The 16,841-nt window shown below is 71.3% G+C and carries 14 protein-coding genes and 1 riboswitch; of the genes, 5 read left to right on the top strand and 9 right to left on the bottom strand.

Annotated features, from left to right (window positions below; translation table 11 throughout):
- Positions 1-335: 335 nt before the first annotated feature.
- Together O7624_RS14140 and O7624_RS14145 are read left to right on the top strand one after the other, a co-directional pair.
- Positions 336-1,313: a hypothetical protein gene (locus O7624_RS14140; protein WP_282240340.1), complete on the top strand. Its 978-nt coding sequence runs from the start codon at positions 336-338 to the stop codon at positions 1,311-1,313.
- On the top strand, positions 1,313-2,248 hold the full coding sequence (locus O7624_RS14145; RefSeq protein ID WP_282240341.1) for a serine hydrolase: 936 nt from the start codon (positions 1,313-1,315) through the stop codon (positions 2,246-2,248). Before O7624_RS14140 ends, O7624_RS14145 begins: the two co-directional genes overlap by 1 nt.
- Positions 2,249-2,266: 18 nt before the next feature.
- On the opposite strand, the gene O7624_RS14150 is transcribed toward O7624_RS14145, so the two are convergent.
- Positions 2,267-3,118 carry a menaquinone biosynthesis protein gene (locus O7624_RS14150; protein WP_210940005.1) on the bottom strand — a complete coding sequence of 284 codons (852 nt, stop codon included), beginning with the start codon at positions 3,116-3,118 and terminating at the stop codon, positions 2,267-2,269.
- Between the two features lie 239 nt (positions 3,119-3,357).
- Here O7624_RS14150 and O7624_RS14155 point away from each other — a divergent pair, with 239 nt between their 5' ends.
- The gene (locus tag O7624_RS14155; RefSeq protein ID WP_282240342.1) at positions 3,358-5,433 is read left to right on the top strand and encodes an AAA family ATPase; all 2,076 of its coding nucleotides are present in this window, start codon (positions 3,358-3,360) and stop codon (positions 5,431-5,433) included.
- An 82-nt stretch (positions 5,434-5,515) separates the two neighbouring features.
- The gene (locus O7624_RS14160; RefSeq protein ID WP_282240343.1) at positions 5,516-6,361 is read left to right on the top strand and encodes a VOC family protein; all 846 of its coding nucleotides are present in this window, start codon (positions 5,516-5,518) and stop codon (positions 6,359-6,361) included.
- Between the two features lie 51 nt (positions 6,362-6,412).
- Here the strand turns inward: O7624_RS14160 and O7624_RS14165 are convergent, their stop codons facing one another.
- From O7624_RS14165 to mqnE, 7 genes are all read right to left on the bottom strand, one after another.
- On the bottom strand, positions 6,413-7,216 hold the full coding sequence (locus O7624_RS14165) for an ABC transporter ATP-binding protein (protein ID WP_282240344.1): 804 nt from the start codon (positions 7,214-7,216) through the stop codon (positions 6,413-6,415).
- A complete protein-coding gene (locus tag O7624_RS14170) occupies positions 7,213-8,316 on the bottom strand; it encodes an iron ABC transporter permease (RefSeq protein ID WP_282240345.1) in 1,104 nt (367 codons plus the stop codon). The genes O7624_RS14165 and O7624_RS14170 overlap by 4 nt, the downstream gene beginning before the upstream one ends.
- A gap of 27 nt (positions 8,317-8,343) precedes the next feature.
- Positions 8,344-9,279: an ABC transporter substrate-binding protein gene (locus tag O7624_RS14175; RefSeq protein ID WP_093403988.1), complete on the bottom strand. Its 936-nt coding sequence runs from the start codon at positions 9,277-9,279 to the stop codon at positions 8,344-8,346.
- A 109-nt stretch (positions 9,280-9,388) separates the two neighbouring features.
- A riboswitch (cobalamin riboswitch) is annotated at positions 9,389-9,449 on the bottom strand.
- 170 nt (positions 9,450-9,619) lie between these two features.
- Entirely contained in the window at positions 9,620-11,500 is a 1,881-nt protein-coding gene (locus O7624_RS14180) for a M14 family zinc carboxypeptidase (RefSeq protein ID WP_282240346.1), read from the bottom strand.
- 175 nt (positions 11,501-11,675) lie between these two features.
- Positions 11,676-11,966, bottom strand: a complete 291-nt coding sequence (locus O7624_RS14185) for a DUF4229 domain-containing protein (RefSeq protein WP_093403985.1) — start codon at positions 11,964-11,966, stop codon at positions 11,676-11,678.
- A gap of 37 nt (positions 11,967-12,003) precedes the next feature.
- Positions 12,004-12,426, bottom strand: a complete 423-nt coding sequence (locus O7624_RS14190; protein WP_282240347.1) for a hypothetical protein — start codon at positions 12,424-12,426, stop codon at positions 12,004-12,006.
- A gap of 24 nt (positions 12,427-12,450) precedes the next feature.
- On the bottom strand, positions 12,451-13,620 hold the full coding sequence (gene mqnE, locus O7624_RS14195; protein WP_093403982.1) for an aminofutalosine synthase MqnE: 1,170 nt from the start codon (positions 13,618-13,620) through the stop codon (positions 12,451-12,453).
- A 248-nt stretch (positions 13,621-13,868) separates the two neighbouring features.
- Here mqnE and O7624_RS14200 point away from each other — a divergent pair, with 248 nt between their 5' ends.
- Entirely contained in the window at positions 13,869-15,467 is a 1,599-nt protein-coding gene (locus O7624_RS14200; protein WP_282240348.1) for a C40 family peptidase, read from the top strand.
- A gap of 1,172 nt (positions 15,468-16,639) precedes the next feature.
- Here the strand turns inward: O7624_RS14200 and O7624_RS14205 are convergent.
- A complete protein-coding gene (locus O7624_RS14205; RefSeq protein ID WP_282240349.1) occupies positions 16,640-16,840 on the bottom strand; it encodes a hypothetical protein in 201 nt (66 codons plus the stop codon).
- Position 16,841: the final 1 nt, after the last annotated feature.

Below are 16,841 nucleotides of genomic sequence, written 5' to 3' on the forward strand. Positions count from 1 at the left end.
GGTAGAAGACGCCAGGGGGTGTCATACAAATTCGAGGCACCCCACTGTTACTCCCTGTTCGCCGTCCGTGGCGCAGGTAACTATGAATTAGGTCACGAATCAGCGACAAATCCTCGCAACGACCGCATAGCGGTTCGTTATCCCGCCTTCACGGCGAGTTGCCCGGTGTCGAGTCCTGGCATAACGCCGATCCGCACGTAGACTTCCCCCGTCACACCGATCGGCTGACGACGATCGCCAGCTCAGGCCGCTTCCCCCGGCCCAGGTGATCCGCACCGGTCAGTCCTGGCAACAAGCCGGTCCCCCCGGCCCCGACATCTGGAGCTCACCCGCTCATGCGACCTCGCGTGACCATGGTGCTCGCCGCGACGGCGGTACTGCTCGGCGGCGTCATGCTGGTGCCGGCCGCCTACGCCCGACTCTCGGCCGGCGAGGCGGAGGCCAGCCCGGAGAGCGTCGCCGCGCCCACACCCGCGCCACCGCCGCCGCCGACCCTTGCCGCCGGCAAGGTCTCGGTGAACTTCAAGGGCGAGTTCTTCTCCTGGGCACTGCTGGACCGGGAGACCGACCAACTCTCCGGCTCCAAGAACATGGCCGCGACAAGCTCGACCGAGTCGATGCTCAAGGCCTGGATCGTCGCCGACTACCTGCGCCAGCTCGGCGACAAGGAGCCGCCCGCGTCGATGAAGAAGGCTGCCAGCCTGGCCATCCGGGACAGCAACGACGACGCGGCCAACAAGGTCTACGCCGCCGCGGGCGGTTCCTACCGCGCGCCCGGGAACGGGCAGCCCGGTCCGGTGCTCAAGGCGGCGATCAAGCTGTGCGGCCTCACCGATACCAAACCCGGCAACGTCAAGGGCTACGAGGGTTGGTGGAGCTTCACCCGGATGTCCCCGCGCGACGCGGTACGGCTCGGCGACTGCATCGCCGACGGCACCGCCGCCGGACCCAAGTGGACGAAGTGGCTGCTCACCGAGATGAGCAAGGTTCGCGGCAGCACCGCCGCCAAGGACCAGAAGCCCCGAGAGGGCGGCGGCCGATGGGGCATCATCGACGGCCTGCCCGAGTCGATCACCAGTCAGGGTCCGGTCAGCATCAAGAACGGCTGGACCGTCCTCAACTACGACGGCAACTGGCACGTCAACTGCCTGGCCGTGACTGAGAAATGGAGCCTCGCGGTGATGCTGCGCTACCCCCGGCAGAGCGGGCTCGACTACGGGGCGGACGTCTGCGCGAGCGTCGCGAGCCAGTTGGTGACGCCGCAGCCCGGCGGTGCCCTCAAGGTGCCCCAGCAGCCGATCGGAAAGCTCTGATGGCCGGCCGCAGCCGCAACGGCGAGACATCGCCGCTGCGTCTGATCGCCATCGCCGCCGTACTGATCGGGCTGGTGCTGGTGTCGCTGCGCCTGCTGCCCGGGTCGCCCTTCGAGTCCACGGCCGCCGCCCAGTGGGGACGCGGCGAGTCACCGGCGGCCCGGGACGGCGCGCTGACCGACCGGAGCGCACGGCCGTCGCCGTCGCCCAGTCCCTCGCCGGAGCCCGAGCCGCTGCCGTTCGAGGCGAAGGAGATCGACCTGGACATCGACGGCTGGTACGCGTGGAGCGTGCTGGACCGCCGTTCGGGGGAGATCATCGGCTCGGACGACATGGACGAGACCAGCACCACCGCCTCTCTGATCAAGGCCTGGATCGTCGCGGACTACCTGCGCCGTACCGCCGACGCCGGGCAGACCCCGAGCGACGCGAAGCTGGCCGACCTGACCCGGATCATCCGGGACAGCGACAACACCCGCACCGAGCAGCTCTACACCCAGATCGGCCGGTCGGCCTCGATCAAGCGGCTGTTGTCCACCTGCGAGCTGACCGACAGCAAGGTGTCCAGTGATCTCGGCTGGAGCCGTACCGAACTCTCCCCCCGGGACACCGCCCGCCTCGGCAACTGCATCGCCGACGGCACCGCCGCCGGCCCGAAGTGGACCAAGTGGCTGCTCAGCGAGATGCGTCAGGTACGCGGTGCCGGCGACTTCGGCATCCGTAAGGCGTTCCCGGCCGCCGAGGCGAAGAAGATCGCCATCAAGAACGGCTGGGTCGACCGCACCCGCGAGCAGGAGATGCACGTCAACTGCCTGGCGATCGGCGACACCTGGACGATGGGCGTGATGCTCCAGTACCCGATCAACAAGGGCTACGAGTACGGCATGAAGAACTGCGAGAAGATCACCGAGGCCCTGCTCACCAGCAGCCCGTGAGCCTGCCGCACCTGCGGCTCAGCGGGTGAAGAAGGCGGGACCGGTGGGGGGCAGGGGCGGGGTTTCGCCGTGGGCGGCGGCGCGGCGGGCGAACTCGCGGATGCCGGCGACCTGACGTTCGCCGAGGGAGAAGTCCAGGGCGCGGAAGTACTCCGCGAGCGTGCTCGCGTCGAACGGCTCCCACCGGGCGGCCGACTCGGCGACCTGGTCCAGCTCGGCCAGGCACAGGTCGCGCGAGCGCAGGAACGCCTCGTGCACCTCCTTGACCAACCCGGGATGCGCTGCGGCGAAGTCACGGCGGACCGCCCAGACGGCGAAGACCATCGGCAGCCCGGTCCACTCCCGCCACGCCTGACCCAGGTCGGTCACGGTCAGCCCCTGCCGGGGTGCCTCGTACATCGCCCGCAGCGCCACGTCGCCGATCAACACCGCGGCGTCGGCCTCCAGCAGCATCTGGGTCAGGTCCGGCGGGCACCTGAAGTACTCCGGGCGGACCCCGTACCGCTCGCGCAGCAGCAACTGGGCGAGCAGCACTCCGGTGCGCGAGGTGGAGCCCAGCGCCACCCGTGCGCCGTCGAGGTCGGCCAACGGCCGTGTGCTCACCAGATTGACCGACAGCACCGGCCCGTCGCTGCCCACGGCCAGGTCGGGCAGGAGCAGCAGTTCGTCGGCGTGCTTCAGGTACTCGACGAAGGTGATCGGCCCGATGTCCAGGTCTCCGGCGACGAGTTGGGCGCTGAGCCGGTCCGGCGAGTCCTTGCGCAGATCGACATCGAGCAGGGCACCGGAGCGCATCAGCCCCCAGTAGATGGGCAGGCAGTTGAGGAACTGGATGTGCCCCACGCGGGGGCGGGCGAGGCGCTCGACCATGCCCCGACCGTATCCCCACCGCCCGTGACCTGCTCAGCCGGACGTCGCGGAAGTGGCCAACCCCGCACCCGCCGCTGCCTGGGCCGGGAAGAAAACCGGTTGTCCACGGCACGCCCTCCAGTAGGCTGTTCGTTCCGCCCGACGGCCGCGGTGAGTAGCACCGCAGCGGACGTCCCCGCGCCGACCCACGAGTCGGAAACGCGAGCGGCAGCCTTCTTCCCGTGTCGAGGAGTCCGTGGATGAGCCTGCACGCCGAAAAAATCCCCCAGCCACCCGCGCTGGACGACGAACTGGCCGCCGAACGGGCGCACCTGACCCGCTCGCGGGCGGCGCTGCACCGGATGCGGGAACGCGCCGAGGCGCTCTTCGCCACCGGCGACAAGGTGGCCGGGGACGCGTACACCGCCGAGCAGCTCGGCCGGCACCTTGCCCGGCGGGTCGCCGAACTGGCCGACGACCCGCGCACGCCGCTCTTCTTCGGCCGGCTCGACTTCGGCGACGCGGATGCCGAACACGCCGGCCGCCGCTACCACGTCGGCCGCCGGCACGTCACCGACGAGCAGGGCGAACCGTTGGTGCTGGACTGGCGGGCACCGGTCTCGCGCGCGTTCTACCGGGCAAGTGCCCGCGATCCGCAGGGCCTGGCGGTACGCCGCCGGTTCGGTTTCAACGACGGCAAGCTGACCAGCTTCGAGGACGAGCACCTGGACCGGGGCGAGGAACTCGGCACGGCCAGCCGGATCCTCACCGCCGAGATCGAGCGTCCCCGGGTCGGGCCGATGCGGGACATCGTCGCCACCATCCAACCCGAGCAGGACGAACTCGTCCGGGCCGACCTGGCCGACTCGATCTGCGTGCAGGGTGCCCCGGGCACCGGCAAGACCGCCGTCGGGTTGCACCGGGCGGCGTACCTGCTCTACCTGCACCGGGAACGGCTACGACGGTCGAAGGTGCTGGTCGTGGGCCCGAACCGGGCGTTCCTCGGCTACATCGCGGCGGTGCTGCCCGCGCTCGGTGAGGTCGAGGTGGAGCAGGCCACCGTGGAGGACCTGGTCGGCCGGGTGCCGGTACGCGCGGTGGACCCGCCGGTCGTGGCCACGCTCAAGCACGACGCCCGAATGGCCGAGGTGCTGCGCCGGGCCGTCGACGCGTACGTCGGCGAGCCGACGGAACCGGTGCTCGTCTCCGACGGCTCGTTCCGCTGGCGGATCGGACTGGAGCCGCTGCACCGGCTGGTCCAGGACACCCGCGCGGAGCGTCTGCCGTACGCCGTCGGGCGGGACCGGGTCCGGGCCCGGGTGGTCGGACTGCTGCAACGGCAGGCCGAGGCGCGGCGCGCGGAGTCGCCGAGTGATGCGTGGCTGCGCCGGATGAGCCGGTCGAAGCCGGTCGCCGGGTTCCTGGACGCCGTGTGGCCCGCGCTCACGCCGGACGGCCTGCTGCACGCGCTGTACACCGAGCCGGACCGGCTCGCCCAGGCCGCTGACGGCCTGCTCAGTGCCGACGAGCAGCGGCTGCTGACCAGTGCCGGGTCCGGCCGTACCACCACCGGAACCGGATTGGGGCGGACGGCGAAGGCGACCCGGTGGACGGCCGCCGACGCCGTGCTGGTCGACGAGGCGGCCGGCCTGCTCGAACGACCGGCCGGCTACGGACATGTCGTGGTGGACGAGGCCCAGGACCTCTCAGCGATGCAGTGCCGGGTCATCGCCCGACGCAGTGAGCACGGCTCGCTCACGCTCCTCGGCGACCTGGCGCAGGCCACCGCGCCGTGGGCCGCCAGCGACTGGCGGGACAGCCTGCGCCATCTGGGCAAGCCGGACGCGACGGTGGTGCCGTTGACAATCGGTTTCCGGGTGCCCGCCGCCGTGCTGGCCTTCGCCAACCGGCTGCTTCCGGCGCTGGCTGTCGACGTGCCGCCGGCCGAGTCGCTGCGCAGCGACGGCGCGCTCGCGGTGCGTACCGTCAGCGATCTGGCGGCCGCGACGGTGGCCGAGGTGCGGACGGCGCTCACGCACGAAGGGTCGATCGCCGTCATCGCCGCCGACGACACCGTGGACGGGCTGCGGGCGGCGCTGGCCGAGGCGGGGGTGGAGACCGCGACCGCCGACGGGCCGGCAGCCGGGGCGCGCGTCACGGTGATGCCCGCGACCCTGGTCAAGGGTCTGGAGTACGACCACGTCATCGCGGTCGAACCGGCCGCCATCGCGACCGCCGAGTCACGCGGCCTGAACCGGCTGTACGTGGTGCTCACCCGGGCGGTGTCCCGGCTGTCCGTGCTGCACGCCGCGCCGCTGCCCGCACCGCTCGGCTGACCTCGACCGGCGGGAGCGGAGTCGCCGGTTCAGTTGACGTTCCCCCGGTTTCCACCCCGAACAGCGGCGGGCCGGTGCCACCATGCCGAGAAGGGCGGCCGGCCGGTGGTCGCCAGGTCGGAAAGGGGTGGCCGTGGTCAGCGTCGCACCGGGTACGCCCTGTTGGGCCGACCTGGCGACGCCGGAGCTCGACGCGGCCCGAAGGTTCTACCCGGAACTGTTCGGCTGGACCGGCCGGATCGACCCCGAGCCGGAGGCCGGCGGGTACACGGTCTTCCTGCTGGGTGGCCGGGCGGTGGCCGGGGCAGGCCCACCGGCGGTGCCGGATCAGGTGCCGATCTGGTCGACGTACGTGGCCACCGACGACGCCGATCTGGTCGCCGGCCGGGTGGAGCGGGCCGGCGGACAGGTCGTGGTGCCTCCGTTCGAGGTCTTCGACCGGGGTCGGATGGCGGTCTTCACCGATCCCGCAGGAGCCGCCTTCAGTGTCTGGCAGCCGATGGCCTTCGCCGGGGCCGAGGTGTTCGACGTGCCCGGTGCGATGAGCTGGACCGAACTGGTGACCCCCGATCCGGACGGGGCACGGATCTTCTACGAGCTGGTCTTCGGTTGGCAGCCGGAGGAGGAGCCGATGGGTCAGGTCGCGTACACCGGGTGGCGGCTGGGCGATCGGCTGGTGGCGGGCATGATACCGCCGCTGGGCGAGGAGTTCCCGACCGACTCGCCGGCCTACTGGACGCTGTACTTCTCCGTCGCCGACGCCGACGCCACCGCCGCCCGCGCCGCCGAACTGGGTGGCACCATCCTGGTACCACCGCGCGACATCCCCGCCGGCCGCGTTACCGCCCTCCGCGACCCCCACGGAGCCCTCTTCTCCCTAATCTCCCTAACCACCCCCACACCCCCACCCCCACGCCCCACGCGTTGATCAAGAAGTTTGCGTCTGGATCCGCGTCCTCCCGCGACCAAAACTTCTTGATCAACGCGACTTGAGGGTGGGGCGGGTGGGGAGGACGAGGGGGCCGTGGGGGCCGGGGATGACGCGGACGTGGGCGCGGTAGTGGCGGGCGAGCAGGTCCTCGGTGAGGACCTCGTCGGGGGGGCCGGAGGCGACGACGCGGCCGTCGGCCAGCAGCACCATGCGGTCGGCGTACTCGCCGGCGATGGAGAGGTCGTGCATGGTGGCCAGCACCGTCAGGCCGTGCGTCCGACGTAGCTGGTCGACCAGTTCGAGAACCTCCTGCTGATGGCCGATGTCGAGGGCGCTGGTCGGCTCGTCGAGCAGCAGCAGGGTGGCGCCCTGGGCCAGCGCCCGGGCCAGGAAGACCCGCTGCCGCTCACCGCCGGAGAGGGTGGCCAACTCCCGGGCGTGGAAGCCGGCGAGGTCCAGCCGGTCGAGCACCTCGTGCACCACGGCCAGGTCGGCGGCGGACTCCCGGCCCAACGGCGGGATGTACGGGTTACGACCGAGCAGCACGTAGTCCAGCACCGCCATGCCGGGCGGTACGACAGGCGACTGGGCGACCGTGGCCACCACCCGGGCCCGTTCCCGGCGACGCAGCTCGCCCAGTGGCGTACCGAAGAGGCGGACGGCGTCCGGTGCGGGGAGCAGGCCGCCGACGGCGCGCAGCAACGTCGACTTGCCCGCGCCGTTGGGGCCGATCACCGTGACCCACTCGCCGGTGGCGACGGTCAGGTCGACGCCCGCGAGGATCGGCGTACCGTCCAGGCTGATCCGCAGGTCGCGTAGGTCGACGGCGGGGGCGGCCGACGAGCCGCTCACGTCAGCACCCGCCGGGCGGAGCGCAGCACCACCACGAAGAACGGGCCGCCCAGCAGCGCGGTCACCACCCCGATCGGGATCTCCTGCGGTGCGGCGGCGGTCCGCGCCACCACGTCGGTCAGGGCGAGGAAGGCCCCCCCGAACAGCAGCGACAGCGGCAGGATCACCCGGTAACTCGCCCCGGCGAGCATCCGTACGGTGTGCGGCACGATGATGCCGACGAAGCCGATCAGGCCGGAGGCGGAGACGGCGGCGGCGGTGCCCAGCGAGGCGGCGGCGATCAGCAGGTACCGGGACCGCTGCGGATGCAGGCCGAGGCTGGCCGCCTCGTCGTCGCCGACCGACAGCACGTCCAGCTCCCGCCGGTGCAGCAGGATGATCAGGCTGGTCAGCAGGAAGTACGGCAGCACCAGCCGGACGTCCTGCCAGCCAGCGGTGGCCAGCCGCCCGAGCAGCCAGGAGTACACCTGCTGGATGCTCTCCGCGTTTCGTTGCAGCAGGTACGTCTGCCCGGCGCTGAGGAACGCGGAGACGGCCACCCCGGCCAGGATCAGGGTGGCCGGGGAGCGGCTGCGTCCGCCGGCAGAGCCGAGCAGGTAGGTCATCGCCACCGCGCCGAGGGAGCCGACGAAGGCGGCCAGCGGGATGGTGACCGGCAGCCCGCTCAACGCGCCGCCCACGCCCACTCCCAAGGTCAGCACCACGGTGACCGCCAGCCCGGCCCCGGCCGCTACGCCGAGCAGGTACGGGTCGGCCAACGGGTTGCGGAACACCCCCTGGTACGCGCCGCCGGCCAGGGCGAGCAGCCCACCGACCAGCAGACCCAGCACCGCCCGGGGCAGCCGTAGCTCGGTGACGATGGCGATCTCCCGCTCGGTCAATCCGCTGTCCAGGCTTACCCCGGGCAGCAGATTGAGCAGTTCGATCGCGACGCTGCCGGGCGGCAGGCTGACCGGGCCGAGCGAGACCCCGGCCACCAGCGCGACGAGCACGGCGAGCACTCCGGCGGCGAGCCAGCGTTTCCGCAGGCCCGCCGGCCGGGGCGGGGTGGCCGCCCCGGCCGGCGCGACGGGGCGGCCGCGCTTCAGCACGTCGTGCATGACCCGGTCAGCGCCCAGCGGCCAGCGTCACTGGGACACCTTGGCGGTGGCGTCCACGATGGTCCGCAGCAGGTCCACCACGCGCGGCCCCCAGCGGGACGCGATGTCGTCGTCGAGTTCCACGACCTGGTCCTGCTGCACCGCGGTGAGCGAACTCCAGCCGCTGCGCGCCTTGACCGTCGCGGCGCTCTGCTGGCAGCACTTGACGTCGGAGAGGAAGACGAAGTCCGGGTTGGCCTTGACGATCACTTCCTGGGACAGCTGCGGGTAGCCGCCGTTCTTTCCGTCGGCGTCGGACGCGTCGGCGATGTTCTCCAGCCCGGCGAGGCTGTAGATCGAGCCGATGAAGGTCTTGCTGGTCGCGGTGTACAGCTCCGGACCCAGCTCGTGGAAGTAGGTGGGCGCCTCGGCGCGCTGCGGCACCTCGGCCACGATCTTCGTGATGTCGTCCTTCATCCGCTGGACCACGTCGGCCGCCGCGTCGGCGTTGCCGGTGAGCGTGCCCAGCTCGGTGAGCTGCCGGTACGAGTCGTCGAGGGTCTGCGCCGCCGGAGTCAGGTAGACCGGGATCTTGAGCGTGGTGAGCTGCTCGACGATCTTGTTGCGGTCGTCGCTGAGCACCACCAGGTCGGGGTCCTTGGCGGCGACCGCCTCGGCGTTCGGCTGGTAGCCGGAGAGGTCCGTCTTCGGCGCGTCGGCCGGGAAGTTGGACTGGTCGTCCACCGCGGCGACCTGCGGACCGGCGCCGATCGCGAAGAGCATCTCGGTGGCCGTCGCCGACAGCGAGACGATCTTCTCCGGTCGCTGTTCCAAGGTCAGCGAACCGACGGTGACGGGGAAGGTGGCGGCGCTGGGGCTGCCGCTGGCGGCGGGGGTGTCGGGGGTCTGCTCGGCGCAGGCGCCGAGCGCGAGCGCAGCCGCCGCCAGGCTGGCGGCGAAGACCACGGGGGTACGTCTGAACATCGGTCCTCCTGTCGGTCGAGGATGTGCTGCTTCGCCGACAGGGAGCCGAGGCACCCGTCCGCGAGGCGCCCTTCCTCGAGAGCGCGAATCGCGACCGCGCCCCAGGCGACCTGGCTCGTCCCCGGTAACGGGGCATCACAGTTGCGGGACAGCGCCGGTGTCGCACCGGCTTCGCTGGAACGGGTCGGTAAGACCGTAGCGCACGTCGCTTCTGCGCCCCGTTGAGCTGGCGGGTCGCGCTGCCAGAGGCCCGGCGGTGAGCGCCGGGAGAAAGCCGGTCTGCCCGTTTGGTCCCTGGAACGGGGCCCCGCGCGAGGGGATGGCGGGGCCCCGTCCGATTTCAGGAGGAGGTGATGGTGACGTTGTCCACAGCCGCTTCGACGAGGCTGGCGGTCGAGGTGTCCGCGGCCTCCACCAGGATCCGGATGGACTGGCCGGCGTACGGAGTGAGGTTGAGGTTCGACACCGTCCAGGCACCGTTGCGGTTGCTGGCCGCGCCGGCCTGGGTGAGCAGCGCCGTGGTGCCGCCGCTGTGCACCACGCTGACCCGGAAGTAGTCCGCCGACGACGAGTTGGAGCCGTGCGCCAGGTACCACGCCAGCGACAAGGTCAACGTGCCGCTGGCTGGCAGCGCGACAGCCGGCGAGCGGGCGCTTGTCACCCCGCCGTCGATGTCGTAGTCACCCGCGCCGCTGCCGGCCAGGCGGCCGGTCACCAGGTCGTTGCTGCCCGCGTACGGGGTGAGCTGCTTGGCCCCACTGGAGCTGGTGGCCTGCGCGGCGCCCCGTTCCCACTGCCCGGTGGTCGCGGTGTCGGTGCCGTTGGGGTTTGTCGTCCAGCCGGTCGAGGTCTCGAAGGTGTCCGACCAGACCGTGGTCCCTCCGCCACCGCTGCCGCAGTACTGGGCCTGCTTGCCGATGGCCCGGTACGGGCAGTCGGCGTACTCGGAGAGGATCAGCACCGCCTCGCGGTTGCGCGAGGTCTGCTGCGGGATGACCTCGTCGGGCGGGTAGAAGCCGCCACCGGAGGCCGAGCCCGGATACAGCTCGAAGGTGTACGCCCAGATGCCGTGGGTCGCCCACATCCAGTCGATGCTGCTGCCGTCGGTGACGTACAGGTCGCTTGACTGCTGCGGGGTGAAGCCGTTTGTCGCCGCCATCTGCTGGCCGATGGTGGCGAAGGTGTTGTACTGGTCGGCGCTCATCCCCGGGGCGGTGTTGTTGTACGTGTAGCCGTACGGCCAGAGCACCAACTCGGAGTAGGTGTGGAAGTCGATGTTCGCCTTGATCTGCTGCACTCCGCCGACGACCCGGCTGTTGACGAAGTTGCGCAGCGCCTGCGTCTCGGGGGCGGAGAACGCCGACGGACCCCGGTAGGTGTCCGAGGAGGTGGAGCCGGACGAGCCGCCGCAGCAGCCCCAGTTGTAGCTCCAGTTCCGGTTCAGGTCGGTGCCGACGTACGACGATCCGCTGTTGGGTTGGCGGTTCTTGCGCCACGACCGGTAGGAGCCGGTGGCGATGTCGTACTCGCTGCCGTCCGGGTTGACCGAGGGCACGACCCAGATCTCCCGGTTGTTGACCAGGCTGGTGATGCGGGAGTCGGAGCCGTAGTTGTCGGTGAAGAGGTTGAGCAGGTAGAGCGCCATCTCGACGGTCAGGTGCTCCCGGGCGTGCTGCTGGGCGTTGAACAGGATCTCCGGCTCGTTCTCGTCGGTGGCGACGTTGTCGGAGATCTTCACCGCGACCAGGTCGCGGCCCTCGTACGAGCTGCCGATGCTGACCTTCCGCGCGAGCGTCGGATGATCGGCCACCACCTTGTTCACCGCCGCGATCATCTCCGGATAGTCGTGGTAGTTGGAGTCGGCCGACGGGAAGCCGAGGAGCCCGACGTCGCCTTCCGCCTGTCCCCGTTCGGTCGGCAGCGCGGCGATCGCCTCCAGCCGGAACCCGAGCCGGGTGATGGCGGCGGCTTCGGCTCGGGTGGCCGAGACGTGCAGCACCCCGTGCTCGGAGTAGTCGATGGCGGCACCCGTACGGGCGACCGCGGTGCGATCGGCGAGCGTCTTCGGGCCGAGTACCCGGTAGGGCACGGCGGCCGGTTGTTGGTCCCGGTTGGGCGCCGGTTCGGCGGAGACCGGTGGCGCGGCGATGGTGAGCAGGCCGAGCCCGGCGGCGACGATGAGCGCCAGGGCACGGCGGACGGGGATGGAACGGAAGGCCATGGACAACCTCCTGGAGGCGCGGGGATCCCCCGCTCGGTAGCGGACAGCCCACCACCTGTCACATGGTCATATCAATATTGATCGCTGTTTGGCCCATCCCAACCGGATACTCATGTCCGCGACATGTTCCCGTCGACCGCACGCCACGTAACCGGAGACCACGTCGCCGGGGCGCTCAGCCCTTCTCGTCGGTGGGCCGGTCACCCGTCGCGCCGTCGGCCTGGTCGTCGCCGGCCAGGGCGGACCGCAGCCGCTCCTTCTCCACGCGACGACGCTCGGCGGCGGCGGCCATCTCCTCGGCCATCTCGTCACGCCAGCCTTTGAGCAGGAAGAACGAGAGCGCTGCGGAGAACAGCAGCGCCAGGATCAACTTGAGGAAGATGTCCATGTCGACCGGCCAGAGGGCCGCCACCACGACCACGAACAGACCGATCCGGCCGAGTGTGTACTTGACCGCCGCACTCACGTTCGTTCGCTCCGCTCGCTCACGTCGTCACTCTGCCTCAGCCGGTCCGGTTGGCCAGCCAGCGCACGCCGGGAAACCAGATCATCGCGTACACCACGGTGAACGTGGTCGCGGCGAGCACGCCGGACAGCAGCGGCGGCAGCGTCGTGGCCACACCGGCCACCAGCAGCCCGGAGACCACCGCCATCGCCACGGCCACCAGCGCGGCCACCACCCGGGGCGCCCCGAAATCCCAGGCCCGGAAGTCCTCCCAGAACAGCCAGGCGGGCAGGATCACGGCGAGCCAACCGTTGGCCTGGCCGAACTCACCGGCACCGAACCAGGCGAAGGCCGCGTCGAAGATCACCAACACCAGCAGCCCGATGACCACCCCGGCCAGACCGACACCCACCAGGTCACCCAGGGTCCGGATCCGCCCCTCGGCGTCCCGGCGGGGAAACGCGCTCTGCTGCTCGGTCATCGTCGTGCCAGGGTACGCGTCGGATCAGGCCCAGACCTGCTGCGGCTCGGCCCGACGCTCGGCCAGCGTGGGTGCGGCGTCGTACTCGCGGACCACCTCGTAGCGGGTGTTGCGCTCGACCGGGCGGAACCCGGCGTCCCAGATGAGGTGCAGCAGGTCGTCGCGGTGCATGGTGTTCGGCGTCCCGTACGAGTCGGCGTCGTGGGTGATCTTGTATTCCACGACCGAGCCGTCCAGGTCGTCGACACCGAAGTTGAGCGAGAGCTGGGCCACCGACAGGCCGTGCATGACCCAGAAGCACTTGACGTGCGGGACGTTGTCGAACAGCAGCCGAGAGACCGCGAAGGTCTTCAGTGACTCGGCCGGCGAGGCCATGGTGGTGCGGGCCTGGATCCGGTTACGGATCTTCCCGTCCGCCGAGTCGACGAAATCGTGCTGGTAGCGCAGCGGGATGAAGACCAGGAAGCCGCCGGTCTCGTCCTGCAACTCACGCAGCCGCAACACGTGGTCGACCCGGTGCCGGGGCTCCTCGATGTGGCCGTAGAGCATGGTCGACGGGGTCTTCATCCCCTTGCTGTGCGCCAGCCGGTGGATCCGGGACCAGTCCTCCCAGTGGCAGGCGTGGTCGACGATGTGCTGGCGGATCTCCCAGTCGAAGATCTCCGCGCCGCCACCGGTCAGCGACTCCAGGCCCGCGTCCATCAACTCGTCGAGGATCTCGTCGGCGCCCAGCCCGCTGATCTTCTCGAACCACTGCACCTCGGTCGCGGTGAACGCCTTCAGCTTGACGTTCGGCAGCGCGGCCTTCAGCTCGCGCAGGACCTTGGGGTAGTAACGCCAGGGCAGGGTCGGGTGCAGGCCGTTGACGATGTGCAGCTCGGTGAGCTGCTCGTCCTCCATCTCCTTGGCCTTGCGGACCGCCTCGTCGATGCGCATGGTGTACGCGTCCTTCTCGCCCGGCTTGCGCTGGAAGGAGCAGTACGCGCAGCTCGCGCTGCACACGTTGGTGAGGTTCAGGTGCCGGTTGACGTTGAACATCACCCGGTCACCGTTCATCTCGGTGCGCCTGTGGTGGGCCAGTCGCCCCAACCAGGTCAGGTCGTCGCTGGAGTAGAGGGCGATCCCGTCCTCACGAGTCAGCCGCTCCCCCGCGTACACCTTCGCTTCGAGCTCGCGCTTGAGTCCGGCGTCCATCGAAAGCCCCGTCCCCTTCCACCTGCGGTCGCGACCGGAACACGGTCGCCACCCGAGCCTACGTCGGCCGCGTCGGCAACTCACACCGTGGTGGTCAGCAGCGAACTCTCAGCCTCCCGTTATCCGGCCAGACATCGACATCAGTGCACCGCGTGAGGTAAGACAGGGTGGGGCACGACACACACTGGTAGCGTCCCGAACCGCCGCGCCGACCGAGCGTGGCAAAGCAGCGCCGGACGGGGAGCGGAATGATCGACAGCGCGGACGGACGGCAGCGGCGACGAGGTCCGGTGGTCTCACCGGTGCTCCGGCCGGCGCTCTGGTCCGCCCTGCTCGCCGCGGTCGCCAGCACGGTCCTCGCCGCACCGGCGTACGCCGAGCCCGGCATACCCGTCACGGTGCCCGACACCGGTTCCCGGCCCACGGCCACCGGGCCTCTCCAACTACCCGGCATGCCCGCCGGAACGACCCCGGGCCTGACGCCACCGGCGCTCGGCACTCCGGGTGCCAGCGCGTTGGAAACCAGGATCACCGCCGCAGAGGCGCGGGTCGCCGAGTTGGGCACCCGACTGCTCGAACTCGAACAGCAGCGCAACGAGGTGCAGACCCAGTTCCTCACCGCCGAGCGTGATCTGGAGTTCGCCCGGGGCGCGGTCCAGCAGGCGCAGCAGCGCGCCGACCAGGTCGCCGCCGAGGCCATCAAGGCTGCCGCCGCGCTACCACCCGGTGGTTTCGCCACCGACCTGCGTGACCTGGATCTGCTCAGCCGGGCGAACCGCGGCGAGAAGGTCGGGCACGACACCGGCCCGGCCGCTGGCGAGATGGCGCGTGCCCGCGCCGACGAGCAGGTGGCGACGCAGGCGCACGCCGCCGCCCTGTCGCGACTTCAGGGCGTTCAGCAGCAGTACACCGCCACCAAGCAGGCACTGCGCGACGCCGAGGCGGAACTGATCAAGCTGCGCGACGAGAACTCGGCGCAGTTGGTCGAATTGGCCCGCCAGCAGGAGGCCGCCGAGCAGCAACTCGGCGCCGACTACGTCGACCAGTCCGCCGGTGGGCTGGCCGCGCACCCCATCGCAAAGGCCGCCGTCGCGTACGCCCGCAAGCAGCTCGGCGACCCGTACGTCTGGGCGGCCGAGGGCCCGGACACGTTCGACTGCTCGGGCCTGATGTGGGCGGCATACCGCTCGGCGGGTTACCGCCAGCTGCCGCGAGTCTCCCGGGACCAGTACCGCGCAACCAGCTCGCGGACGGTGCCGCGCACCGCTCTGCTCCCTGGCGACCTGCTCTTCTTCGCCTCGGGTAGCAATTGGCAGAGCATCCACCACGTGGGGATGTACGTCGGCGGCGGCAAGATGATCCACGCGCCGACCACAGGTGACGTGGTCAAGATCTCCACGGTTCGCTGGTCCCGGCTCTACGCCGCGACCCGGGTGGTGGGTGCGGTTCCGGCACCGACGTCCTCGCCGACCCCGTCGCAGCCACCCAAGCCCAAGCCCAAGCCGACGCCGAAGCCGACCAAGACGACGAAGCCGACGCCGAAGCCCACCAAGACGACGACTCCCTCGCCCACCCCCTCGGGCTCGACCACGCCGTCGCCGACCCCGACGGGCTCCACCACGCCGTCGGCAACTCCGTCGGCGACCGCCACCCCGTCGGCAACCCGGTCTGCGACCACCACCCCGTCGGCGACGACCTCGGCCTCCGAGGCCACCTCGCCGACCCTCGGGGCCAGCAGCGTCGCTCCGACCACGGCCGCCAGCAAGGCCGACCCGACCACGGCGGCGAGCAGCGCGGCACCGGACGAGAGCGCTTCGGCCAGCCCGTCCACGGCCAGCGGACGGTGAGCTGAGCCCGCACCCGCCGCCCGCCCGCGCCGCGCACGCCTGCCGGTCACCGGTAGTGACAGTGCAGGGTGCAGATTGCACTTGGACCGTCATGTCTCTGCGGCATTTTCATGTCTCCCTGACATGACGCTCGTGGGACAGGTGTCCGTCCGCGCAGGGCAGCCACGCCAAAGCCACGGCATAGCATCTGATCGCGGCTGGTCGATGTGTGTGCTGCCGGGCGGCCGATGACACCCGCGACGCGGTACGCACTCCGGGTGTGCCGCACGGGTGGAATATGGCACGGTGTCACTCAGGCACTCCCGGTCCGGCGACACGGTCCGGTTGCGAGCGTGGCGCGGAGGCGACGATGAGGGAGCAAGAGGTTCCGGCGGGGCTGGCGGGTCCGCCCCCCACGCCCACCGCCGAGCGAGAATCCACCGCCACCGCCCAGCCGGAACCCGCCCCCACCAGTGAGCCGGGTGCCGGTGGTTCCGCAGACCCGACGGTCGATGAGCCCGCCCAACCACCCACCGAGCGGCCCAGCGCAGACGCCGTCCAGCCAAGCGCAGACGCCGCCACCCCGCCGAGCGCGGACGCCGCCCCGTCGAACGCGGACATCCCCACCGGGCCGAGCGCGGATATCGCCGCACGGTCCAGCGCAGACGCCGCCACCCGGCCGGCGGGACCGGCCCGGGGCCGGGCAGGCGTCGCCAAGGTGACGGCACCCGGCGGCGTGAGTCACGGTCAGCCACCGGCCGGTGCCGGGCTGACCGGGGGCGGAGGGGGCACCACGTACCGGGCCACCGCCGGACCGGTGGGCACGAGCGGAGGTGTCGCCCTCGGCGGATCGACCTCGGCGGCCGGCACGGCCGGTGTACCCGGTCAGCGGGAGGCCGTCCAGCCGTACCGGAAGCCGACGGCATTGAAACCGGCGCGGGCCAGTGTCCGGGTGCCTGGGCTCAGCCGGGTGAGCGTGGACGAGGCGGAGTCCGCCGGAGGCGGCGGCAAGACGCCCGGTGTCTACCGGTCCGCTCCGGCCCAACCGGGAGCGGCCAGGCCGGCCGGACCGGAACCGGTCGAGCCACCGGAGCCCGCTCGGCCGCCGGAGCCGGCCGAACCGCCGACGCCACCCGCACCCGGGCCGGAACCGGCACCCCATCCCCCGGTGCCTGGACCGGTCCCACCTGGGCCTACCCCACCGTCGCCGTCGCCGGCACCGCCCTCCCCAGCACCGGTGCCGCCGACGCCCGGTCCGTACCCGCCGGGACCAGCCCCCGTTCCGCCGCCCGCCCCCCGGCCCGCGCCGCCGGTTCCGGGCCCGCCGACGCCGCCTCCCGGGCCACCCGTACCGCCGCCGACGCCGCCTCCCGGGCCACCCGTACCGCCACCACC

Source organism: Verrucosispora sp. WMMD1129, assembly GCF_029581255.1.
Classification (GTDB): domain Bacteria; phylum Actinomycetota; class Actinomycetes; order Mycobacteriales; family Micromonosporaceae; genus Micromonospora; species Micromonospora sediminimaris.